The 23,419-nt window shown below is 41.3% G+C and carries 25 protein-coding genes and 1 pseudogene; 19 read left to right on the top strand and 7 right to left on the bottom strand.

The features are described from left to right. Positions 1 to 61 precede the first annotated feature (61 nt). Both FZC78_RS13885 and FZC78_RS13880 read left to right on the top strand, forming a co-directional pair. Positions 62 to 919: a GNAT family N-acetyltransferase gene (locus FZC78_RS13885; protein ID WP_148940406.1), complete on the top strand. Its 858-nt coding sequence runs from the start codon at positions 62 to 64 to the stop codon at positions 917 to 919. 30 nt (positions 920 to 949) lie between these two features. Further along, positions 950 to 1,207, top strand: a pseudogene (locus FZC78_RS13880) (sterol carrier protein domain-containing protein); the annotation flags it as partial. 241 nt (positions 1,208 to 1,448) lie between these two features. On the opposite strand, the gene ytvI reads toward FZC78_RS13880, so the two are convergent. Next, positions 1,449 to 2,507 carry a sporulation integral membrane protein YtvI gene (ytvI, locus tag FZC78_RS13875; protein ID WP_148940402.1) on the bottom strand — a complete coding sequence of 353 codons (1,059 nt, stop codon included), beginning with the start codon at positions 2,505 to 2,507 and terminating at the stop codon, positions 1,449 to 1,451. A gap of 402 nt (positions 2,508 to 2,909) precedes the next feature. Further along, entirely contained in the window at positions 2,910 to 3,269 is a 360-nt protein-coding gene (locus tag FZC78_RS13870) for a YugN family protein (RefSeq protein ID WP_148940400.1), read from the bottom strand. A gap of 226 nt (positions 3,270 to 3,495) precedes the next feature. Here FZC78_RS13870 and FZC78_RS13865 point away from each other — a divergent pair, with 226 nt between their 5' ends. Then, positions 3,496 to 3,912, top strand: coding sequence for a CBS domain-containing protein (locus FZC78_RS13865; protein ID WP_148940851.1), 417 nt, complete (start codon positions 3,496 to 3,498; stop codon positions 3,910 to 3,912). Positions 3,913 to 4,534: 622 nt separating this feature from the next. Further along, positions 4,535 to 5,434, top strand: a complete 900-nt coding sequence (locus FZC78_RS13860) for a CAP domain-containing protein (RefSeq protein ID WP_252183623.1) — start codon at positions 4,535 to 4,537, stop codon at positions 5,432 to 5,434. A 488-nt stretch (positions 5,435 to 5,922) separates the two neighbouring features. On the opposite strand, the gene FZC78_RS13855 is transcribed toward FZC78_RS13860, so the two are convergent. Next, positions 5,923 to 6,411, bottom strand: a complete 489-nt coding sequence (locus FZC78_RS13855; RefSeq protein ID WP_148940396.1) for a PaaI family thioesterase — start codon at positions 6,409 to 6,411, stop codon at positions 5,923 to 5,925. Between the two features lie 545 nt (positions 6,412 to 6,956). Here FZC78_RS13855 and FZC78_RS13850 point away from each other — a divergent pair. The 4 genes from FZC78_RS13850 (at position 6,957) to FZC78_RS13835 (ending at position 8,616) form a co-directional block, all read left to right on the top strand. Next, complete coding sequence (locus tag FZC78_RS13850; RefSeq protein WP_148940394.1) at positions 6,957 to 7,355, top strand: YlbD family protein; 399 nt, start codon at positions 6,957 to 6,959, stop codon at positions 7,353 to 7,355. Positions 7,356 to 7,369: 14 nt separating this feature from the next. Next, positions 7,370 to 7,609 carry a YlbE-like family protein gene (locus tag FZC78_RS13845; RefSeq protein WP_148940393.1) on the top strand — a complete coding sequence of 80 codons (240 nt, stop codon included), beginning with the start codon at positions 7,370 to 7,372 and terminating at the stop codon, positions 7,607 to 7,609. A 106-nt stretch (positions 7,610 to 7,715) separates the two neighbouring features. Beyond that, complete coding sequence (locus FZC78_RS13840) at positions 7,716 to 8,111, top strand: hypothetical protein (protein ID WP_148940391.1); 396 nt, start codon at positions 7,716 to 7,718, stop codon at positions 8,109 to 8,111. 61 nt (positions 8,112 to 8,172) lie between these two features. After that, a complete protein-coding gene (locus FZC78_RS13835; RefSeq protein WP_148940389.1) occupies positions 8,173 to 8,616 on the top strand; it encodes a YlbF family regulator in 444 nt (147 codons plus the stop codon). A gap of 232 nt (positions 8,617 to 8,848) precedes the next feature. On the opposite strand, the gene FZC78_RS13825 is transcribed toward FZC78_RS13835, so the two are convergent. Next, positions 8,849 to 9,163: a hypothetical protein gene (locus tag FZC78_RS13825; RefSeq protein ID WP_148940387.1), complete on the bottom strand. Its 315-nt coding sequence runs from the start codon at positions 9,161 to 9,163 to the stop codon at positions 8,849 to 8,851. Positions 9,164 to 9,251: 88 nt separating this feature from the next. Here FZC78_RS13825 and FZC78_RS13820 point away from each other — a divergent pair, with 88 nt between their 5' ends. Beyond that, a complete protein-coding gene (locus tag FZC78_RS13820; protein WP_148940385.1) occupies positions 9,252 to 9,527 on the top strand; it encodes a YlbG family protein in 276 nt (91 codons plus the stop codon). Positions 9,528 to 10,080: 553 nt separating this feature from the next. Here FZC78_RS13820 and FZC78_RS13810 read toward each other — a convergent pair. Beyond that, the gene (locus FZC78_RS13810; protein ID WP_148940383.1) at positions 10,081 to 10,470 is read right to left on the bottom strand and encodes a DUF7147 family protein; all 390 of its coding nucleotides are present in this window, start codon (positions 10,468 to 10,470) and stop codon (positions 10,081 to 10,083) included. A gap of 532 nt (positions 10,471 to 11,002) precedes the next feature. Between FZC78_RS13810 and FZC78_RS13805 the strand changes: the two genes are divergently transcribed. The 4 genes from FZC78_RS13805 (at position 11,003) to coaD (ending at position 14,643) form a co-directional block, all read left to right on the top strand. Beyond that, positions 11,003 to 11,530: a sigma-70 family RNA polymerase sigma factor gene (locus tag FZC78_RS13805; RefSeq protein WP_148940381.1), complete on the top strand. Its 528-nt coding sequence runs from the start codon at positions 11,003 to 11,005 to the stop codon at positions 11,528 to 11,530. Continuing rightward, complete coding sequence (locus FZC78_RS13800; protein ID WP_187444939.1) at positions 11,523 to 12,854, top strand: DUF4179 domain-containing protein; 1,332 nt, start codon at positions 11,523 to 11,525, stop codon at positions 12,852 to 12,854. Before FZC78_RS13805 ends, FZC78_RS13800 begins: the two co-directional genes overlap by 8 nt. A gap of 363 nt (positions 12,855 to 13,217) precedes the next feature. Then, entirely contained in the window at positions 13,218 to 13,772 is a 555-nt protein-coding gene (gene rsmD / locus FZC78_RS13795; RefSeq protein WP_148940377.1) for a 16S rRNA (guanine(966)-N(2))-methyltransferase RsmD, read from the top strand. Between the two features lie 388 nt (positions 13,773 to 14,160). After that, on the top strand, positions 14,161 to 14,643 hold the full coding sequence (gene coaD, locus FZC78_RS13790; protein WP_148940375.1) for a pantetheine-phosphate adenylyltransferase: 483 nt from the start codon (positions 14,161 to 14,163) through the stop codon (positions 14,641 to 14,643). Between the two features lie 607 nt (positions 14,644 to 15,250). Here the strand turns inward: coaD and ylbJ are convergent. Then, positions 15,251 to 16,474, bottom strand: a complete 1,224-nt coding sequence (gene ylbJ / locus FZC78_RS13785) for a sporulation integral membrane protein YlbJ (RefSeq protein WP_148940373.1) — start codon at positions 16,472 to 16,474, stop codon at positions 15,251 to 15,253. A gap of 187 nt (positions 16,475 to 16,661) precedes the next feature. Between ylbJ and FZC78_RS13780 the strand changes: the two genes are divergently transcribed. Further along, the gene (locus FZC78_RS13780; RefSeq protein WP_148940371.1) at positions 16,662 to 17,447 is read left to right on the top strand and encodes a patatin-like phospholipase family protein; all 786 of its coding nucleotides are present in this window, start codon (positions 16,662 to 16,664) and stop codon (positions 17,445 to 17,447) included. Between the two features lie 3 nt (positions 17,448 to 17,450). Then, a complete protein-coding gene (locus tag FZC78_RS13775; RefSeq protein ID WP_252183622.1) occupies positions 17,451 to 18,488 on the top strand; it encodes a SepM family pheromone-processing serine protease in 1,038 nt (345 codons plus the stop codon). A gap of 617 nt (positions 18,489 to 19,105) precedes the next feature. Here FZC78_RS13775 and FZC78_RS13770 read toward each other — a convergent pair. Next, on the bottom strand, positions 19,106 to 20,323 hold the full coding sequence (locus tag FZC78_RS13770) for a nucleotidyltransferase (protein WP_148940369.1): 1,218 nt from the start codon (positions 20,321 to 20,323) through the stop codon (positions 19,106 to 19,108). A gap of 150 nt (positions 20,324 to 20,473) precedes the next feature. On the opposite strand from FZC78_RS13770, the gene FZC78_RS13765 reads away from it, so the two are divergent. From FZC78_RS13765 to FZC78_RS13750, 4 genes are all read left to right on the top strand, one after another. Further along, positions 20,474 to 21,016 carry a YceD family protein gene (locus FZC78_RS13765; RefSeq protein ID WP_148940367.1) on the top strand — a complete coding sequence of 181 codons (543 nt, stop codon included), beginning with the start codon at positions 20,474 to 20,476 and terminating at the stop codon, positions 21,014 to 21,016. A 62-nt stretch (positions 21,017 to 21,078) separates the two neighbouring features. Continuing rightward, complete coding sequence (rpmF, locus tag FZC78_RS13760) at positions 21,079 to 21,252, top strand: 50S ribosomal protein L32 (protein WP_006836756.1); 174 nt, start codon at positions 21,079 to 21,081, stop codon at positions 21,250 to 21,252. Positions 21,253 to 21,514: 262 nt separating this feature from the next. After that, positions 21,515 to 22,276, top strand: a complete 762-nt coding sequence (locus FZC78_RS13755; RefSeq protein WP_148940366.1) for an enoyl-CoA hydratase/isomerase family protein — start codon at positions 21,515 to 21,517, stop codon at positions 22,274 to 22,276. Positions 22,277 to 22,426: 150 nt separating this feature from the next. Continuing rightward, a complete protein-coding gene (locus FZC78_RS13750; protein ID WP_148940364.1) occupies positions 22,427 to 23,056 on the top strand; it encodes an RsfA family transcriptional regulator in 630 nt (209 codons plus the stop codon). Positions 23,057 to 23,419: the final 363 nt, after the last annotated feature.

Raw genomic sequence — 23,419 nt, 5'->3', positions numbered from 1 at the left:
TGTATGTGTTGAAGGAATACAACGCTTACCTATCGAATATTGAACGATGAGGTGAAATGGGATGACAATCAAGAGGCTTGATAAACAATATTATGAAGAAACTTTAAACTTATCGATGTATGCCTTTCAATACAAGATTCCAGAAGAGGAATTAGAAAAAAGGTATAAGCAATTGGATACCCACGAGTTATATGGCATTGAAATTGAAGATAAGCTTGCTGCAAAACTCCATCTGCTATCGCTGGGTGTTTTTCTGGGAGACACGGAATATAAGATGGGAGGGATAGCAGGAGTAGCAACCTACCCGGAATACAGAAGAAAGGGATTGGTAAAAGATTTATTAACCTTTACTTTGGAACGGATGAGGGAAAAAGGACAAACTCTTTCAATGCTTCATCCTTTCTCGATTGCATTCTATCGAAAATATGGCTGGGAATTGTTTACCACATTAAAAAAGGTAAAAGTACCAAAGGCAGAATTAAAAATGTTTGAGCCAGTATCCGGGACGATAAGGAGATTCAACAAAGATACCTATCCATATAAATTAGAAGAAATCTACAGGCAATATGCCAAAGGGTATAACGGTATGCTGGCAAGGGATAGTGAATGGTGGAAGGAAAGAACGATAACCACCCTCAGCGTTGCAGTCTACGCTGACGATAAAGGCGAAGACATTGGATATATTCTTTATGATGTCAAAGACCAGAAGATGAAAGTAGAAGAGTTTATTGCACTGAATGCTGAGGCTAGAAATGGTTTATGGAATTTCGTCTGCCAGCATGACTCCATGCTGGCAGAAGTTGAATTGGTCTTGCATCCGCGCGATCCTTTGCCCTTTCTATTTCATAACCCGAAAACCATAACAGAACTTCAACCATATTTCATGGCAAGAGTAGTAGATGTCTTTTCATTTTTTTAATTATATTTCCATTCCTTTAAAGGGGAATTATCAATGAACATCCATGACGATTATGCGTCTTGGAACAATGGGAAATTTCTTCTTGCTAATAAGAAAATAGAGAAATTGTCATCTGACTATGAGGTGGATCTGGAGCTGGACGTCAATGTTTTAATTCCGCTGATTTTCGGGAATTATTCCGCCACAGAGCTTTGCAACATGGGGCTCATAAAGGGAGATTCGCAGAAAATCCAGATCTTAACAGAAAACGTGCAAGTAAAATCTGGTTTCTTTATTGATTTTTTCTAAAGGCTGTTTTCGCAAATAGTGCTGTTTTGGGATTTCCCCGGAACCTAAGGGTTTTCTCTCTAATCGGGAAGGGCAGGTCTTTTCTTTCAAGATCACCAGGTTACACCGGTGAATTCTGGTTATTCTTTGGGAAAACAAAGCTTACGAAAAGAGGCAGGTCGATAATCGACCTGCCTCACTTATATTTAAGGTTAATGTATTGGAATGTACAGAATCCGTATCAAGCCCTTAGTAAGTAGAATTAAATTTTGAAGTTCATCTTAATAATTCCCGCTTCTTTAGCAGAATTGAACACGATTAAAATTAATGGTCCCAGAATGAAACCGAGAACACCGAGCAGTTTTAAACCGAGATACATCGCAATCAGCGTTGCCAGAGGAGAGAGACCGATGTGGCTCCCCATCACTTTAGGTTCGACGGTCCTGCGGATGATTAGAAGGACCGCAGCAAGTATTGCGAGCTCCGTTCCCAAAGTAAGATTTCCTGATAGTAAGTGGAATATGGCCCAAGGGGCGAGCACCACGATAGATCCAATCAAAGGAATGAAATCAATGACCCATATAATGATTGACATGACGACGGCCACTTCAGGAGAAATAAAGAGAAGGCCGATTAGTGCAACTACAAAAATGATAATACTAACCAGAAATTGTGCTTTAAAGAATCCGAAAATCACATAAGAAAGTCTCGAAGTCATAAAATTTACTTTCTCAGCTGTTTTTTCTGTCAGATGGTTGAAAATCGTTTGTTTTATCCTTGGAAGGTCAAGCATAAACATGAACAGTGCTATTAAGAATACAAGAAAACTGACTAAATAGTTAGGGATATACGCGAGGAATGCACTTATTTTCTCTATATCCAAATATTCTTTCAAGCTGTTTTTGAAGCTGGTTAAAAAGTCCTGAACCTCTCTGCTCGTTTCTTTGACAATTTCAATTGGCAGATCCTTTGCAGCATTGGTAAATTGTTTTTCGTAAGACAGCCAGATATCGCTTAGCTGATTGATATATAAGGGAATATCCTCTACCAGTTTGACACCTTCACCAACGACTTTCGTAATCACGAAGTAAGAAATCACACCGATTGATAGTATAAAAATGATAAAGACGATTAAGACAGCAAGTTTTCTTTTGATCTTAAATCTTCTTTCAAGCATTTTCACCGCAGGGTCCAGTAACAGTGCTGTGACTATGGCAGCTATAAGCGGGATGGATACAGGGAGGATATAATAAAGCAATAAAATAGTGAAAATGACTGAGATGCTGACTATGATCATTTTCTTGGAAAGAAACTTTGTCAATTTGGTGCCCCTTTCTTCTTATGTACCTATATAACTATTATATTACAATATGTCCTAAACTGAACAGAGCACAGCTTCCAATTCTAAAGTTTTTTCACTTTAATCTATCTTCGCCGAGTACGCAGCTTATTATCCAAAGATTCAAAACTTGAAACCCTCACGGAATACTAAGTGCAGCCCTCTGCATATCGAACCTTTCATACGGGTTTAAAAAAGTCATCAGTGTTTTTTTAAAAGGCTCTTTTTTCTAGACTTTTCTGCCTTTCATGGTTAAAGAAATAATTTCGATTCCAGGGGGAATCCGGGACTTGGGATTTTTCCGGAAGCAACTATTTAGGAGAAAGCAGCCTTTACAAAAAAACAGGCAGAAAGGTAATCCCTTTCTGCCTGCGGAGTTATTCGTTATTCTGCAAATCCTGACACTTCTGCTTTAATTTCGCCCAACAGCTTCTCACACGTTGTCACAAGGTGTGCAGGAAAGTGTTCTCCTTCACCATATTCGATGCCATGCGGGTAATAATGTTTTCCCAGCAGTGGTGTCATTAGTTGGATGATTGCATCATGTTTCCCAATGTCACCATTTACCGTATGACCTTGAATTCTAAGGTAGAATGTACCCTCTTTGATCTCAAACTTTTTGTCATATGTGACGCGCTCATAATCCCATTGCCCATCACGATGCATTCCATGTGAGCTCATCACTTCATCAAGTCTGTTTAAATCCGCTTTCATTTTATCGACGCCAGAAGTTTCAAAACGCATATATATCCCTCCAATATCTTCAACGCATTCTTTTCTTGTGATTTTCTGCAGAATGCAAAATTCCTCATTCTTTATAATAGTGGAATTTTTCAATTGATGCAACGAATACATTGTGACGAAAATAGTAATTACCGGGTATGCAGGCGAATACTTCTCTTTTAAAAGAGAATGATAATAGCAGTATCTATTCAGAAGGGAGGGGAGCAGCTTGAATGTAAAAGATATAATGACCACAAAAGTCGAAACTTGCACATTGCTTGATAATGTATTTGAAGTAGCTGTCAAAATGAAGGAGTATGATGTCGGTGCAATACCGATTGTAAATGGAGATCTTTTGGCGGGAATGATCACAGATAGGGATATAGTCATCAGAGGGGTGGCAGAGAAGCATCCGGGGTCTTCTAAAGTAGAACAAGTGATGAGTGATGAACTGGTCACCATCGGAGCAGAAGCTTCGATCGAGGAGGCGGCATCATTAATGAGCCGTCATCAAATCAGGAGGCTGCCGGTGGTTGATGGACAAAAACTTGTAGGTATAGTCTCTCTTGGAGACCTGGCAGTCAGGGATAAGCTGGATCATCAAACCAACTTGGCTATAGAAAAAATATCCCAACACGAAATCAGCTCTAACAAACCTTGTTAATTTAAGCCAAGGCCTTAACTGATCAGCGCAGGTTTGATCTCATGGTATGGATGGTCGATAGATAACAGTCACTTCTATTTTGATGAGAAGTCGTCCTTTACTTGAGGACGGCTCTATTTATGTTCCGGTGCTTCTCCAATTTCAGGCTGTTTTCTTAAGGGCTTTTTTTTCATACTGTTTGAAACAAGGCTTTTCAAAGTGTTTATTAAAGCGGCTCAATGCTAAATAAATGAAGTGGCCGGTGAATAGTATAGGTAATAAATAAACAAATCGAAATGAATACGCATTTCAGAAAAAATTTAAAAGGTCTTACTGTAAAAGGAATTACAAGTAATGCTATACTAATAATAGTTATATATACATAAAGTCTTTATCCCGATGTGTAAATCGACGGTATATCTTAAAGGATTTAAATGAAATTTTTATATCAGCATACTAAGAGAAAGGAGGATAACTCCTGAAAACTTTACTTCGTATCTTAACGATTCTAGCTATTATAATTTTTGTCGGTATTTATTCAAATGGAAAGCAGGATGACACCCCTATATTACAAGGGCCTGCAACAAATGAACCTCAGGAAGATCAGAATGACTCTCTCAATGGAACAAAAGAGAATCCTAATATGGGTGCTCCTGCCTTGGGGATGGCCTCCTTTATTAATAAGAGTGCTGAAGAGCTGGTTGCCCAATTAGGCGAACCTGACCGTATTGATCCATCAGCATATGGGTATGAGTGGTGGATCTATCATATTTCTGACCAGAAGTACTTTCAAGTTGGCATACTTCGAAGCAAAATCGTCACCATTTATGCGGCTGGAGATGAAGCAGAGATAGAACCATTCAAAGTGGGGCAGACGATTAAAGAAATCTACCAAACTTCTCCCGTTGAATCTGAAATTGTTGTAAATGTTGATGAAGGTACCTACCGTTTCGAACTATCTGAAGAAGACCTGAATACAAGGATGCTGACTTCGCTCGGGGATGTATATGCACAGCTATACCTTGATAAGTATACAGGAAAACTTGTCAGCATACGCCTGTTCAATAAAGAGACACTGATTGAACAAAGGCCTTATGAGATGGTGTATAGAGGGGAATTAATGGAAGAAAGCGATATCCCCCAAGAAAAGTGGGATGAGATAGCAGAAGGCAGTGAAAAGCAAATATTCGAAATCACTAATATTATCCGGTCAAGCTATGAAGCAGGTGAGGTGGAATGGGATGAGGTAACAGCCTCTGTTGCGGAACAGCACAGCAAAGATATGTTTGAACAGGATTATTTTTCCCATGAATCCCCTACTTCCGGAACACTTGCAGACCGTTTGGAAAGCGGAAATATTGTCTTTGGTATGGCAGGGGAAAATATTGCAGCCCAGTATGCCGACGGCCCAGCAGCTGTACATGGATGGCTGAACTCAGAGGGACACCGGAAAACTTTATTGGAACCGGATTTTACGCATCTTGGAGTGGGAGTATATCGAAAGTACTTTACTCAAAATTTTATCCAGCAATTCGTACCATAAGTTTCGAAGGACCAGTCAAAGATGGCTGGTTCTTTTTTGTTCAACAGGCAGGCTCAGCTAAGGGTTATGGATCAAAGTTAATAGCTATTGCTAGTTGCAATGAATTCCAGAGTGGTGAACGTGTGAGAAACCTGTTCTCTTACGCTCTTTTCTCAGGCCTGTTTTTGCAAGGCTCTATTCGAAACCATTGTTGCTATTTGATACTTATTCAGAAAAAGTAACCATATCAAGAGAGGTAAAATCAGGGAACATCGAAAAGAAAAGAGCTACTCTCCCCCAATAAGAGATAAAACTCTTATTATCCGGGGATATCCGAAAGCAACAATATAAGTGAAAACAGCCTTTTGCATAGAGTGTTCTTTAGGATTTATTACTGGAGGTTCTCTGGAAAAAGGATGTGAAGCTCTTGTCTTTCTTGAAAGCCATGATAGTTGCAATGGAAAGCATGTAAAAAGCCTGTCACAAGATGGCAGGCTTTTTACATGCTTTCAAAGTCTTTTCTTAACCACAAAAAAAGATCCTGTACAGTGAGCAACAGTTTTTCCATCGTCTGACACTACTTTGCCATCAATGACGAGTGTTTTGGAGCCTTTGTGAACAAGAGAAGCTTTGGCAGTTAAGCTTCCTGTCTTACCGGGTGCCAGGTAATGAATATTCAAGTTGGTGGTGACTGCACCATATCCTTCGGGGAGGAGAATATTAGCCAATGTTCCCATAGCAGAATCCACTAGTGTGGCTGTGATCCCTCCATGAACTATTTCCAGGGAGTTATAGGTAAGCGGGGTGATGGGTATTGTCACTTCACAGGTATCTTCTCCGTTAGTTCTTTCCATCGCCAAGGCTGCGCCTATATAAGATCCATTGTGTTGATCCTGTTTTCTTCTGACTCCTTGAAGCATTTGTTTTAAAACGCTAATATCCGCTTCGTTACCGTTCTCTATACATTCATTCAAAAGTTCTGTCAGTTCTTCTTTCATCCTAATTCATCCTTCTTCTTTATTTTTGTTTCTTTACTATATTTGTATAAATGATTAATTGCTGTTTGTTCTCTTGAAAGTCTCTAATAGCGGTTATCAGCAGCTATGGGGGTGGGCTATTCCTTTTATCAGACTTTTTAATCATATCATGAAATAATTTCCTGGGGGATTTTTTTTGATTCTTCATGTCTGTTTTAAGGATGTAATACTGTTTTGTTAAATGAAATTTATCTTAATAAGGAGATATTACTTTATTTAAATATAAAAACTAGCCGCAAAGTTTGCGAAAAGATCATAAAAAAGTGAGGTGCAACTTCAGCCATTGGAGTGAAAATAAAACAGTATTTAAGCAAGGGTAAAAAAAGCAGTATTTGAGCTGCTCTCTCCGATTAGAGAGTAGTACCTAGTATCCACGGGAAAATCCGGCTCTTGGCATTTTTTTGAAAACACCAATGTATGCGAAAACAGCCTTTTGGTCATTCACATTTAGAAAGGAGTTTCATATGTTGTAGTAGGTATATGCCCCGAGTTAGGAGGTGAAGGATATGGCAAAACAGCTGCATCCTAAAGTGAAAGAATTCAAGGAATTCGTGCAAAAGCACCCAAAAATGTCTTTAGAAGTGAGGAAGGGGACTGCCACTTGGCAGGAATTGTTTGAGGAATGGTACTTATTAGGAGAAGAAGATTCACGGTGGGATGACTTTAGAGAAGGTAAAGTCAAAGAAGAAAAGAAGGATTCAAAGGGATTCATGGATCAAATCGGCGGTATGCTGAAAAATATGGATCCTGCCCAGATGGAACAGCATATAAACAGTTTGAGCCAGGCGATTGGTGCCGTACAAGGAGTGTTGTCGCAATTTCAGTCGGCTGATACCTCGTCACAGTCTAAAGCAACGGAAGCTCCCGAGCGTCCCAGGCATCCGTTTTCATTCACAAAAGATTAAGGGAAGTGGATTGTATGAGAAAAGAAGTGGTGGACTATATCCATTCTAAGCAAGATCTGAAAAATTTTATAAGGGTCCAGCCGGCATGGTATCGAATTCTTAGTAAAAATCCACATCAGCTTGATAAGTTTGAAGCTGCCTCCATTAATCATTATGAAAAAACGGTCCACCATCAGGTTCAACGGTTTTCTAATGGAGTGCAAATGGCCTCGATGATGATGCAGATGTTCCAGGCGATGAATGATTCGCAATAGTATTATTTCCATGTACACACAACTAAGGTCGTCCAGGCGGATATGGCTTATTTTTTTGGTTAAAAACTCTCTTGCCTGCAAACGCTAATGGCAAGGAGTGGTTATAATGAAAAAATGGATATTATTACTGGCCATTATATGTTTGGCGGGATGCAGAGAAGATATACCCGAACCGGAATCTTTTGCATTAGAGCATGAAGCAGAGGCGGCGACGCTTAACTCCCGGGACAAAAAAGAGGTAACAGTAAGACATATCGTTCAGGGAAGTCAAGTCTACGTGGAATGCATTGCCCCGGGAGTTACGTTTTCAACAGGAAAGAAAGGCAAGAAGGGAAAAATAGTAGTTAGCGTGGATGGAAAGAGATATGACGAATATCATACTGCAGCATTTGTCATTAAGGGACTGAACAAAGGTATGCACCATGTGAAGGTGGATATTGTCGAGAAAAATAATCGGCAATCATTAGGGCTTCAAAAACAATTTTACATTAGCATTCCCTAAAAACAACTATTAGCTTACTTTCCTTAAACGTGTTAAAATGACGTTATGGAGGTGAGCGTTTTTGCTTGCTACACTGGAAAGATTGGAAATTCAGGAATCCGCAGAAGAATTGGCAGCTCAGATCCTGCAGTCGGATATTGCAGAAGAGTACCGCCGTTGTTTATATAGGTTAAAGTCAGATAAAGGCACACAGCTCAAAATACAGCAATTCAGCAAAATGAAAGAACTGTATGAAGAGGTTCAGCGCTTCGGCCGCTATCATCCCGATTATAAGAGGGTGATGAAGGAAATCCGTGAGCTGAAACGTGATATGGATATGGACGAAAATGTGGCAAGTTTTCGCCGTGCAGAAAAAGATCTGCAAAGCCTGCTGGATGAAGTCAGTGTTTTAATTGGCCGTTCAGTGTCTGAAAATGTTAAAGTGCCGACCGGCAATCCCTTCTTTGACTCAGGATCTGCTTGCGGAGGCGGTTGTGGAAGCGGAGGAAGCTGCGGCTGCTCTTAAATGCGGGGAAATCCCCGCATTTTTTGTTGTTTAGGAAATAGTAAAATCACCCTCACGCATGAACATTTGCCTGTCGGGGCTGATCAAGGCGCTTCCGCTTTTGATCCGTCCAGCTTCAGCGCCTAGCCCCTCGGGGTCAAATAACCCTCAGAGAATAAAAGGAAAGAGCGCCTTTTTTTCTCTGAGGAACATTTGCCTGTCGGGGCTGATCAAGGCGCTTCCGCTTTTGATCTTACCCCCGCAGTCTTATGCAGTCGACACAGAGGTTTCCGCAGCAAAACATTTTTTCCTGCGGTACGTAGAAACGGTGACGGTAGACGTAATACTCCTCTCTTCTTCTTACATATACAGTCTCTGAATGAAGCCGCTTACCCCGCATTGATTTCGCGGTGGCCCGTTTGATTGAATTCTCGATCTCTTCCTTAGTCAGATCAGCATTAATGTATATGAAAGGAATGCCGGCAATTTTCTTCATTTCATAGTCTTCGATGCCTTCAAAGGATTGCAAATGTTCTGCGAATTTATTCCAAATCACTGCAAGATCCATGCTTCTCATCCCTTCTTTTGTTGATTTATAGTCATTTCTTATGCTAGACTAATGAAAAAACAGAGTGTTATTTAAGGGGAAAATAAAGATGTTCACCGATAGACAAGGAATTACAGTATGGTTATATAGTTTGAAACACGCCAAGTCGATGAGAAGGTTCGGCAATGTACAATATGTTTCCAGAAAGATGAAGTATGTTGTACTGTATTGTAATCAAAGTGAGACAGATTCAATTGTCGAAAAGCTGTCTTCTTATTCTTATGTGAAAAAAGTGGAGCCTTCTTATAAGCCTTTCATCAAGACTCAATTTGAAAATTCTAAACCAGATAAAGCAAAAGAGTATGATTATAAAATGGGGATTTAAGTTAAAGAAAACAGGTGTCAGCCACCTGTTTTCTTTTTTTTGCTTAGGATTTGCTTCAGCGGCCAGCCCCTCGGGGTCAAATAACCCCAAGAGAATAAAAGGAAAGACCGCCTTTTTTTCTCTTGGGAACATTTGCCTGTCGGGTCTGAGCAGGCCGCTTACGCTTTTGATCCGTCCAGCTTCAGCGGCCAGCCCCTCGAGGTCAAATAACCCCAAGAGAATAAAAGGAAAGACCGCCTTTTTTTCTCTTGGGAACATTTGCCTGTCGGGTCTGAGCAGGCCGCTTACGCTTTTGATCCGTCCAGCTTCAGCGGCCAGCCCCTCGGGGTCAAATAACCCCAAGAGAATAAAAGGAAAGACCGCCTTTTTTTCTCTTGGGAACATTTGCCTGTCGGGTCTGAGCAGGCCGCTTACGCTTTTGATCCGTCCAGCTTCAGCGGCCAGCCCCTCGGGGTCAAATAACCCCAAGGGAATAAAAGGAAAGACCGCCTTTTTTTCTCTTGGGAACATTTGCCTGTCGGGTCTGAGCAGGCCGCTTACGCTTTTGATCCGTCTACTGCAAAGGTGATATAAAGTGATTCAGGCGCAGAATTGCGATTAGGTGAGCATAATACAATTCTTTCTCGGCAAACACAGAGGACGGCTTTACGTCCATCTGGATGATTTCGCGTCCCTGAGCCTTTGCTGCTTCCTCGAACAGCTGGTATCTTTTATTGGGCAGGTGGTTTGGATCGGGAACACCTTCCCGGCATATATACAATGGTTGAAACTTACTTTCACCGGCAGGTTTAAGGACAACTGCCAACGAAGTTACAGGACGGTCTTTCACGACAGTGTGAAACGCCATAAAATGAAGCATTCTGGGTTCATTGTGGTGTGCCAACTCTATAAGTTCATATAAATCTGAATACCCTTCTCCTAGTTCAATAAAACGCTGGATCATGTATACTACTTCCTTTCAACCCTCATTGATATCATCTTTTCCAACTTTTAATTATTCCAAAAGCATATAAAGAAGTAAAGAGTATTATTAGAATATGAATATCAATTTTTTACAATCACAGGTTTTAGGTAGGGATGATAAAATATTCTTTCAAAAGGTGTTTTGTAAATTTTTCTGCTATTGGTTCAAAATTTTAGAAGGAAAATGCAATAACTTCCCGGCTGTATTCTTGTATGCAAGAAAGAAAAGAGCTGCTCTTCCTGGCTAGAGAGAAAGGCCTAATATCTTTTGATCTCCTTTTATATAACAGTGCTGCTTTACAATGTACATATCGGCCTTCACTTAGCGTCCAAAGTGGGAGGATACCCGAGCTGAAGAATGCAGTACTCGAGACTTAGTTCACTTTACACAGCAGGAGTGACGCCCTATATATTTATCTTTGACTTAGTAAAATCACCATCTGAGAAAAAATTATGATTTATTAAAACTTTTTCCTGTTAAACGAGTCTAACGTACAGGAAAGGAGAATCTTATGAAAAAAGAAAATGAACTATTAGTCAAAAAAGCAAAAAAAGGCGATGATAATGCTTTTTATCAGCTTATCACGTTTCATAAAATGCAATTGTATCGAATAGCAATCTCCTATTTCCGAAATGACCATGATGCTTTGGAAGCCATTCAAGAGACAACATTCCGGGCTTATAAGTCTATCGGAAAGCTGAAGAAGCCTGAATTCTTCTCCACATGGCTGGTCAGAATCCTCTTGAACTACTGCCATGACGAGCTTCTGAAAAAAAAGAGGATCATATATAATGATGAAATTCTTCAGTCGAAAGAAGCTACGGGAACGGGCTCCAAGATGGAAATCGATGAGGCGATTCAGCTGCTCGATGAAAAATATAGAAGAGTTATTATCCTGAAGTACCTGGAAGGGATGAAGATCGATGAGATAGCAGCCTTGCTTGAGCATCCCCAGGGAACAATCAAAACCTGGCTGCATAAGGGGCTGCAGGCTTTAAGAATACAATTCACTGAAGATGAGGAGGATTCCAATGTCTAACCGCGAAGAAGAGCGTCTTGATGAATTGAAGACAAAGATAAATGAAAGAGAGTATCCCGAGAGAGCAATCGATGAAGCGATTCAGATGGGAATCCAAAAAGCCAGCCGTCCAAAGAAAACTTCCTATTCATGGAGGGTATCACTGGCTGCATCCTTAATCTTTCTAGTTTTATTTATCAGTTCCCTAAGGGTTTCAGAGGCCTTTGCTTCTTATGTAAGTTCCATACCGGGGATGGAGCAGATTGTTGAGATGGTTAGACATGACAAAGGGATGGTCTCGGTCATTGACAATGATTTTGTGCAGACAGTGAATAACTCAGCAGTACACAAGGGAATTACGATTACGCTGAGTTCATTCATAGCCGATCAGGAACAGCTCGTCCTTTTTTACAAAGTCGACTCAAGTTCATCATCATTCGAAAACCTGAGGATCGATAAGATTCAGGTGGTAGATGAGTACGGTGAAGAGGTCGCTTTCGACAGCTTGTCCATTGACTCAATTGATTCGAAAGAAGAGGATATGTATCAGTCTGACTATGGCTTGAAAGAAACTTTAAACAAGGAGAAATATACCATGGAAATTGAGTTGAGCAGCGGTGATAAACCATTAGCAGATACATGGGAAATTCCTTTTAAGGTCAATCAAAACAAAGTTGGTAAAACCAAAGACATACATCTCAATCAGGTGTTTCTAGTAGAAGGGCAAAAAATCTTAGTAAAAACAATAAAGGCTTCACCAACAAGGGTCGGTATCCAGATGGAATTTTCATCGGAAAATACTAAACGTATATTTGATATAGAGGACCTGAGGCTGGTTGATGAAAATGGTGAAACCTGGTCCCGCATCTCCAACGGCCTCTCAGCCAGCGGAGATTTTGAAGAAAAGACATACTATCTTCAAAGCAACTACTTTGAGAAACCAAAAGAGCTTTTCCTGGTCTTCAGTAAAATCAGGGCATTAGAGAAAGATGAGCTGGAAGTCAAGGTAGATACCGAAGAGCTGAAAATACTTCTGGCACCTGATGAAAGGCTTGCTAAAGTAGAGTACGAGGAAATTTATGATGAGACAGGCGCTTTACTCTTTTCGTGGGCAGAGCGATATGAACAGGCGAGCCATATGTCCCCTATACAGAGCTATACCGGAGCTGATGGGGAAGTGCAGGAATTGCATTCTCAGTACCATGATGGCGGCGGCGTTGACGGCATGCCCCGTTTTGGTTTTCCTTATGACAGAATGCAAGGTTCCGGTGTGATCACTTTTGAACTTCAAGATTATCCTTCGTGGATTGAAGGAGACGTCAGGATACCGTTAGAGCAGTATTAGTATTCATTTAAGTCGAGATCAGCAGGCTGACACTAAAACTCAGTATGTAAGGGAACAGAAAATTACTGAAATAAAAATACCCTGCAGGACTTCCTGCAGGGTCCTTCTACTTCCACAAAGGAAAGAAGGCAAAGGGAGAGGAGAAACCGGAGGAAGAACTTATGGGGAAACGTAAGTCTTCTCCGCGGTTGGCAACAACACCAGAATAGATGTTGTTACTAGCATTATCACCAGTGCACAATCTTTTATACATGGGGTGGACGATTTTGCGCGGATTTTCCCGGAATTCGACGATTGATAGAAAAGAATGTTTATATATGGTAGGATATAAAAGAAATAAATACATATTCAGTGGTGAATTAAATGAGAGTAATATCGGGTGAATGTAAAGGCAGGCCGTTGAAAGCTGTGCCGGGCAGCGGAACGCGGCCGACAACTGATAAAGTGAAAGAAGCAATCTTCAATATAATTGGTCCCTATTTTGATTCCGGAAGCGGTCTCGATTTGTTTGCAGGCAGCGGCGGCCTGGGAATAGAAGCTCTAAGCAGAGGATTGGAAAAGGTCATTTTTGTGGACAAGGATTTCAATGCCATTAAGACCATTAAATCGAATTTGGACCACTGCGGATACAGTGAAAGAAGCGAAGTATACCGGAATGAAGCGGGAAGAGCCCTTAAAGCTGTAATAAAAAGAGAGTTAACCTTTGATTATATTTTCCTGGATCCACCGTACAAAAAGCAGAAACTTCAGCAATTGCTGGAAGACATCGACGAAAACGGCTTATTGAATGAAAGCGGTTACGTTGTTTGTGAACATGGATCGGAGATTGTTCTGCCAGAGGAAGCCGGCACCTTGAAAATAATCAGGACAGAATCATATGGAATCATCGGAATCACAATCTATAAAAGGCACTTTTAGCAAACTTTGTTGCTATTCCATACTAATTTTTAAAAAATAACCCTATTACGAAGATGAAATCAGGCAAAACCGAAAAGAAAAGAGCTGCTCTTTCCCGTTTAGAGTTAAAACTCTTAGTATCCGGGGGAAAATCCGGCTCTTGGGATTTTGCCGAAAGCAACAATAAATGCGAAAACAGTCTTATAAAAAGAGTTGATTTTGCTTTTGCCGGCCTAGTACCGGTGCATTTTGTCACAGGGATAGGCAGGAATCTGGGGAGCCGCGCACACGGAGCGGAAATCAACTGCTCTTTACATAGCAATAATACTTACGAAAACAGCAGGTTAAAAGATAAACCGAATTATTTCCAGGGGGTTACCCCTCTTAAAAGAAACGGAGGCTGCAAGAAATGGGAAGTATAGCTGTCTGTCCAGGTAGTTTTGATCCAATTACCTATGGTCATCTGGATATTATCACGCGCGGGGCCAAAGTATTTGATAAATTGTACATCACGGTATTAAACAATTCATCGAAACAACCGATGTTCTCTGTGGAAGAAAGAATGCAATTGATCAAGGAAGTGACTCAGGATATACCAAACATCGTAGTGGACTCCTTCCAGGGTCTGCTCATCGATTATGCGAAAAGTGTGAACGCAAATGCCATCATCAGGGGCTTGAGAGCCGTCTCGGATTTTGAATATGAAATGCAAATCACTTCCATGAACAGGGTGCTGGATGAAAATATAGAGACTTTCTTTATCATGACGAATAATCAATATTCTTTCTTGAGTTCATCGATCGTCAAAGAAGTGGCCAAGTATGATGCTGACATTTCAGAACTTGTCCCCAAACCTGTCGAGATTGCTTTGCAGGCCAAAAATATTGGCTGACTGAAAAAGGAATGCAAGAGGCTGGGACAAAAGTAGAAAACTAATTGATGCAAGTAGAAATCATCGAAAATAAAACCGCATGAGATCAAGGTTACATACTTGATCTCATGCGGTTCATTTTTGTTATTAGGCTCTGACCTTAAAGATGTTACTTTTTAGATTAGGTTATCCGCCAGTTCGTGATCGTAGGCGGATTGGAGCGGAAGGTGTGCGACCTCCTGCGGGACAGGTGAGACTCCGCAGGCAAAGCCGAGGAGGCTCAGCGCCCGCCCCGCGGATCGTGCACATGGAGCGGAAACCCTTTCTTTATACTCAGACACATTTCTTTGAAAAGAGCTTTTTATAAGGTTTTGTCCCAGCCTCTTTTGTTTGATAGGATTTGAAAATCATCTTCTATAGATAACTGTTAACAATGGAGCGCTCAAGGATCCTTCACTGCCTGAAAGGGCGCAGCCTCTCGATACAGAAAGGGGTGCTTGCACTTTTTAATTGGCTGTTTACCTAAATAGGAAGTGATTATACTCCTGAAAAGGGTTCAAAGCCCGCTGGAAGAGAAGATTGCTCTCCTTGTCAATATCGATATCATCTTTATGGCAATTGTATTCCTTTAAAACCTTCTGTCCGTTCTCATTTTTTGAATATATAACAATATATAAATCACCAGAGAGGCAATGGTAATGACTGGCCCCCATTGTTTCAGCCATAGCAGTGCCCATTCCCAGACAGTCCAGTCGGGCTGGTTAAAAACAGGTACAGAATTTGAGGGTTTATCTCCATAAAAATTCACATAAACCGGCTTCCAAATAAGGAGGGTAATCATAGCAGCGGCAGTACCATGTATAAATCTGGCTATAAAGAACGGGCGAAAGCGGATATCTGTCTGTGCAAGTATACTGGCCACTTGAGCCTGTACACTGAAGCCGCTGAAACCAAGTATGAAGCTGGTGATAATGGCTTGCTGAAGAAGGGTGGCTCCACCGGCTCCGCTGGTCATTTGGCTTCCTAATGTGATTTCGAATAAACCTGATATAAACGGCAGTGTCAACGTTTCTGGCAAAGTCAGCATCTTTAAGAGTATATTGAGCGCATCAGCAGCAAATGTAGTCACCCCAAGGTGAAAGAGCAGTTTATTAATCACTGAAAATAAAATGATAAAACCACCAATCATAAGCAGAGTCTGAATAGAGGAATTCACTGCATCTCCCAGCTGCTTTCCGATTGGCCTTTTTTCTTTTACCCTTGTTCTGTGAAGAGCAGCCAGAGCACTTCTGATCGAAAAAACTTTATTGGACACCGTTTTACTCTGACTTTCTTCTTTTCTGCCATAGAAGCTCATCATCAATCCAACGCAAATATTTCCAAGATAATGGGCACAGGCAAGGATGACCCCTAAATGCGGGTTATAAAAAAATCCGATTGAAACCGCTCCAAAAATAAAAAGGGGGTTGGAAGAGTTCGTAAATGAAACCAGTCTTTCTGCTTCAATCCTGGTCAGCTGCTTTTCCTGCCTGAGCCTGGCTGTCAGCTTTGCGCCTGCAGGGAAACCAGAAGCCATTCCCATGGCCCAGACAAAGCCTCCGACTCCCGGAACCCTGAAAAATGGCCGCATGAACGGTTCTAAAATGACACCAATAAACTTAACAACCCCGAATCCTATGAGCATTTCGGAGATGATGAAAAATGGAAGCAGCGACGGAAAGACAATCTCCCACCACATGTTCAGCCCCCTGATAGAAGCTTCAAAAGATTCTTGAGGAAATATAATGAGAGAGGCTGCAAGTGTAGTAACGGAAAGTGCTAAAAAGATTGTTTTTAATTGCGAAGCATTCAATCTGTTCCCTCCCGGAGTTTATATGGTTGTTCCCCTTGCTTAACTTGTAGATAGTAGAAAAAATGTTAGAATGAAATTAGGCAATGCCATAGCAGTCGCACCTTGTCCTCATATTATTGAAATATACTCATAGCCGCTTAAAATAGACCATAGAATAAATCAAACGGTAAAAAAAGGGGGAGGCCAAGTGAACAAGCCTAAAGTCGGCTTAGCTCTCGGTTCAGGGGGAGCAAGGGGTTTTGCCCACCTGGGAGTGCTGAAGGCCTTTAAAGAAGAAGATATCCCTGTTGATATGATTGCCGGAAGCAGCATGGGGGCGCTCGCTGCCTGTTTGTACGGAGTCGGCCATAATATGGAAGATCTTTATAAGTTGTCAACCGCGTTTCGGAGAAAGTACTACCTGGACTTTACTGTGCCAAAAATGGGGTTCATCGCGGGCAAACGGATCAAGCAGTTTGTGAGGCTGTTTACCCATAATAAAAACATAGAAGATCTCAGCATCCCTACAGCTGTGGTGGCAACTGATCTTACCAAGGGAGAAAGAGTAATCTTTACTAAAGGACCTATAGCGGAGGCAGTTAGGGCAAGCATCAGTATACCGGGAGTTTTTGTTCCAGAGAAAATCGACGGAAGGCTGCTTGTGGATGGTGGAGTGATCGACCGGGTGCCTGTTTCTGTTGTAGAAGAAATGGGTGCTGATATTGTCATAGGTGTAGATGTCGCACAAGTGAAACAAAATGCAGAAATTTTGACTGTGTATGATGTCATAATGCAAAGTATTGATATACTTCAGAAGGAAATCATCAGGAATCGTGAACTCAGTGCTGATTTTATGATCAGGCCGAATGTTGAACAATACAGTTCACGAGCATTCACTCATACAGAAGAGATCATTGCAGCCGGCGAAGAAGAAGCCAAGAAAATTATTCCTTCAATTAAGCAAGCAATTGAAGAATGGAAGGGGAAGCAGTAATAAGTGTCACAAAAAAAATGGATCCGCATTCTTGTCATCATGACAATCCTTATTATAGGAAGTTCGTTTTATTATTTGCCGTATTATGTAACCAAGCCTGGAAGTGCAAAAGACCTTGATACGATCATTGAAGTGGAGAACGGGTTTGAGGATGAAGGCCGGCTGATGCTGACAACCGTCAGAATGGGCAAGGCAAACATTTATACCTATCTCATTGCTTCTTTAAGGAAATACGAGCATATCTACCCTGCAGGAGAAATAAGAAGCCCAGAAGAGACAGATGAAGAATATAATGTCAGGCAGCTTCACTTAATGGAAACGTCTAAATTGAATGCCATAGAAGTGGCATTCGAGCATGCAGGGGAACCTTATTCATTTGACTACAACGGCGTATATATCCTGAATGTTTATCCTGGTATGCCCGCAGAGGATACTCTCGAACCTGGGGACATGATCACAGCCATAGACGGAAATAAATTCAGTTCTTCCCAGGAGTTTATTGATTATATCAGTAAAAAGACCGTGAATGACACTGTAAATATCACGTTTACCAGAGAAGGGGAAGTATACGAAAAAGAAGTTCCTCTCGCAGAGTTTTCGGCCAGTGATGGGAAAGTCGGACTTGGTATTGGACTGGTGGATGACAAAGAGATTATCACGAAAACAAAAGTGACAATGGATACCGAGAAAATCGGAGGGCCGTCTGCGGGATTGATGTTCAGTCTGCAGTTGTATAACGGATTGGTTGAAAGAGATATAACCAAGGGACTGGATATTGCCGGCACGGGTACCATTTCTTCAAACGGAACCGTCGGAAGGATCGGCGGGATAGAGCAAAAGGTCATTGCGGCAGATAATGCAGGTGCTGAGGTGTTCTTTGCCCCTATGGATATTATTCCTGAAAACCTTAGTAAATCCAATCCGGATTTACAACCGAACTATGAGGAAGCTTTGCAGACTGCTGAAGAAATCGGGACGGATATGAAAATCGTGCCTGTCAAAACGTTTGAAGAGGCTTTGAGCTACCTGGACTCTATATAAAAGGCAGATTCTTATCCTTTTCTGCTGCTTACTATTGATTGGGAAAATCCTGCAGGCAAGAACAGAGAGAAATCACCTAATACCCTAGGGATATCCGAAAGTAACATCTCAATTGAAAATAGCTTCCAAAAAAGATTTTTTTCTTAGCAGGTGTACTTGTGAGCTGCAAATATTGAAATGACATATCAAAACGCACTGGATTCCATTGCGTTTTTTTTTTCGGGGGTCCTGAAACTCCCTGGCTGTAACGTGGGTTCCAGAGAGTTTATAGCTTAGTGTGAGAAATTCTCCTTTCATGAATTGATAAGCAGGTTTCCCTATGACTTCATTTCATTCCAGGAGGATGTATGCCTGTGAAGGGCATGAATAATCCAAAATAAAATAAGGGGAAATTTCCGGTTTCAGCTGTGAAATTGAATTCAATTTGGGGTAAATAAGCGGAATTTTTCCGCTTATTTTTCAAAAATTTTCAAAGGGAATAAATTGCTGAAGTAAATCATTCAGTGGACCTTTTAGACCAAGCTCGGTATGAGAGGCTTCCAGCGGCAGAGTAAACCACCAGTTCACACTGGTGGTTTTGATTTTCATCTATCAACATATTGGCTGGTTTTTAACAATTATTTTTTCAGGTAGATCGGAGGCTGCTTGAATTCCTGTTCCAGCAGCTTCATTTGATGGCCGGGTTCAATAGCACCAAGAGAAAAAATCTCGGCAGCCTTCACATCCAGGGATATTAGGTCTCTGTCAGCGGAGCTGAGCTTACTGATCAATGGCAAGCTAAGATCCTTCTTTATGTGGTTAAGGTACTGCCTGCCTGTTTCCGTCATGCCAAGCAGACGGATGTATTCAGGAGCATGATGCCTGTTCATCTCTTCCTTGGTTGTGTTGGTCAGAACATGAAGCGCCATTCGCTGCAATCGTGTCCAGGTGTATCTCTTGGTTTTAACCGTTTCCATGAATTCCAGAAAGCTTGAACAGGAGCGTGCGGCATTTTTAAATCTGTTTTCGATTCCTTCTTCCATTTCATAGATGCGTGCTAGTTCCTCGCTGGAAGAGGATATTATTTTATATTTGAGAAGACTCCAGTAAAGTTCCCAATCATGCAGGATTCCGTATGTATTCTGGTAATCTTTCAATTCATCCAAGGTTGGTTCTGTAATGAAAGAATGGACAGCTTCCACTTTTCCTTCCTTTTTCTTTAGTTCTTTTCGGATGCTTGTAGCACTGGCAATGTTCTCATCGCTAAAATGTTCATCGTGGTAATTTGCATTTTTTCTTGCAAGAGTATAAGCTTTCATACCCGAGCCTATTTTATTCATTGCCTGGATATAGTGGTACCCAAGAATATTATTAGGCAATGAGAGGTCAACCAGGCTTCCATCAGGATCCAGGCTCTGGAAAGCTTTTGATAGTGCAGAGGGATAGCTCATTCCTTTCTTAACGAACTCCTGGACAAAGGCATTATAGTGCTGATCATGTTTCTGAAGATATTCTACGGTTTTTTCAAAGGCGGCAATGTCACCCGATTCACTTCCAAAGCAAAAAGCCGAACATTTCATACTGTCCAATAGAGCAACCGAGCCAGAAGCGAAAATTTCCGCATGCTGGGTAGCAAATGCGTAGGGAAGTTCGATGACTATGTCGGCTCCTGATTTCAGGGCCATCCTTGCACGGGACCATTTAGAAACAATGGCAGGTTCTCCGCGCTGCAAGAAATTTCCGCTCATGACCGCAATGATCAGGTCGGCCGCAGTCATTTTTCTGGTCTCAGAAAGATGGTGAAAATGACCATTATGGAATGGATTATATTCTACAATAACGCCCGCTGCTTTCATTTCTTTTTCACATCCTTTAAAATGGGTGGTAAATACTTATAAATACAAGTTATAATTACAACACTATACTTGTAAAGAGTGTAAAGAAAAAATATTGACAAAAGGTATTATGAAAGCTATAATTACCTTTGTTGCCTTGAGGTGATTACATTGAAATGGTCAATAATTCAATTGCAAAAGTTTCGTGATAAGGGAATGCCCCTTGATGAAACAGTCGATGCAAGTGAAGTGAAAGAACTTGATCCTCAGATACGTGATGTTTCTCCGATCCATGTCACAGGAAGAGCAGACATCAGTTCTGATAAAGTAACCTTCCATCTGCATATTGAAGGCCAACTTGTTCTTCCTTGCTCAAGAACGCTGGAAGATGTCCATTTTCCGGTTGATATTGACACGGTCGAAACATTCTTATTAAAAGCGAATGACTATGATCAGTATGAAGAGGAAGAAGTGCACAGGATGCAGGGAGATGTCATTGATTTGATGCCTGTCATCAATGAATTGCTTGTCCTGGAAATTCCTTTGCAAGTTTTCAGCGAAAAAGCGAAAGACGATGAAAACCTTCCATCCGGCAAGAATTGGGAAGTCATTACGGAAGAGCAGGCCATTCAGGCGGAAGAAGAAGAGGAAAAGAAAGTCGATCCTCGGCTTGCCGGTCTTGCTAAGCTTCTTGAACAAGACAAGAACTCTTAAAGCGCGTGAACCAGCTCGTTCTGGCTTCATCATAACATATCTCTGTAAGGAGGTGGGAAGAAATGGCAGTACCTTTTAGAAGAACATCTAAAACAGCAAAGAGAAAACGCCGTACACATTTCAAGTTAAATGTACCTGGTATGGTTGCATGCCCGAATTGCGGGGAAATGAAACTAGCTCACCGTGTATGTAAAGAGTGCGGTACTTATAAAGGAAAAGAAGTTGTGAATAAATAATTTTATTCTCAGCAAAAAGCGTGAAGAGACCATGGCTCTTCACGTTTTTTTGTGGTTTTTTTCTTTAGTATGGTACCCGTTTCGAGCAGGGGACAGACATTAATCACCGCTGTATCTTGGACTTTCGGCTTGAAAAACGAATGATCAGCGCTGCCGCTGTTCAAAAAACTTCCCCCTATATCTGTAAATGTATGGTATTAATAATATAGAACGAGATACAAGTTTAACTACATATCTATATTTACTGCAAAGGGGAATGAGGATGGAAGATTACATATTGGAAAGAACTGATGACGGTGTTCTTGTCTTTACTATTAACAGGGAAGAGAAGCGGAATGCGATTAATTACGAAGTGATGGACGGATTGCAGAAAGCTATTGATGAAGCCGCTTCAAATGATGAGGTTAAACTCCTGGTAATAACAGCTGCTGGAGAAAAGGCATTTTGTTCTGGGGGGGACCTGGAGACCTTTCATGGGTTAAAGACGGAAGAACAAGCCTATTCTATGCTGAAAAAGATGGGGGACATACTCTATCAACTGGCGACACTTCCAAAGATTACAGCTGCTCTTCTAAACGGGAGCGCGGTAGGGGGAGGTTGTGAGATCGCTGCAGCATGCGATTTCCGCGCTGCACGAAAAGGAGCAAAGATGGGATTTATACAAGGAAGACTTGCAATTACAACAGGCTGGGGTGGAGGCTCCTTGCTATTGGAGAAAATAGCACATGGAAATGCCCTCTATCTATTAGGGACAGCAGATCTGTACCCCGCTGAGAAGATGCATGACCTTGGTTTCATCGACTTTCTTCTTGAAAACCCGGATTTGCCTTCTCTTATACATCATATGGAAGGTTTTTTGAATAAAGATGTAAATGTCCTGGCTGCTTATAAGCAAGCTGTTAAGAAAAAATGGGAGTCGGCCAATCTCTATCAAAGAATTGATAAAGAAATCCGCTCGTGCGCAAAATTATGGGAGAAAGAGGAACACCACCAAGCGGTAGAAAAATTCTTATCCGGAAAGTAAATTGGAAGAATCTTCATGTCAGCGGCTTTTCAGGCAGAATAAGAAGTCATTCACTTCGAAATGCATTAAAAACTTACGTAATATATTCTATCTTTTCTACTATAAACATAAGTATGGATTAATAAATAAATTCATACAGGAGGGATGGAAGTGACGTCTAATAGACAAGATGCATGGAGTCAAGATGAAGATTTATTGCTTGCCGAGGTGGTGCTTCGTCATATCAGAGAAGGGGGGACGCAGCTGCAGGCGTTTGAGGAAGTTGGCAGGAAATTGTCAAGAACAGCTGCTGCCTGTGGATTTCGCTGGAATTCATTTGTGCGAAAGCAATATAAATCGGGGATTGAATTGGCAAAAAGACAGCGTAAGGAAAATAAAAAACAATCTGTCCATGCTGGTTATACTGAACCCCTGCAGTCTGAAAGAGTAGTGGAAAATCAATCATCAAAAGAAGTTGAAGAAACCCGCTCAGGTACGCTGACTATTGAGGGAGTCATCGAATTTTTGGAGAATCTGAAAGGCAATTTGAACGAAGATATAGAACTGCAGTCGGCTTATAAAAAACTTGAAGAATACACCGAAAAGCTTGAGCATCAAGTAGAGCGGCTGAATGAAGCAAATGCTGCCTATAGAGATAAGCTGGAGCTGCTTGAAGAAGATCATCAATCCCTGCTGTCTATATTTGAAAAAGCCCGGAAAATGGCATTGCTGCAAGAAAATGAGGATAAAGTGAAATTTCAAATGGATAAGAATGGCAACCTGCAGCGGCTTCAAAAATGAACTTTGAAATTTGGCAAGTTTCTTTTAACATACAAAAGGCTGACTAGACGTCAGCCTTTTGTATTGGTTGTGCGCCTGGCATGGGTGCAATCTATAGGGTGTAAGTCCCGAACTGTGAAGGCAGAAGTAGCAGTTAGCTTAACGCAAGGGTGTCCATGGTGACGTGGAATCTGAAGGAAGCGAGCGGCAAACCTCCGGTCTGAGGAACACGAACTTCATAAGAGGCTAGTATTGTTGGACGAGTTTGCAACACAAAACAAAGTCCTTTCTGCCGAAAGCAATACAAAGTAAATGAAGCAGATAGGTGGAGGGAAAGATTGTACTTTTACCCAGGGAGGTCTGACTGATAAGCCGAGCACACTC

It is taken from the genome of Rossellomorea vietnamensis (genome assembly GCF_008180415.1).
Lineage (GTDB): Bacteria > Bacillota > Bacilli > Bacillales > Bacillaceae_B > Rossellomorea > Rossellomorea vietnamensis_C.
Note: the sequence above shows the minus strand (reverse complement) of the source record. Positions and strands in the feature narration are given on the sequence as shown.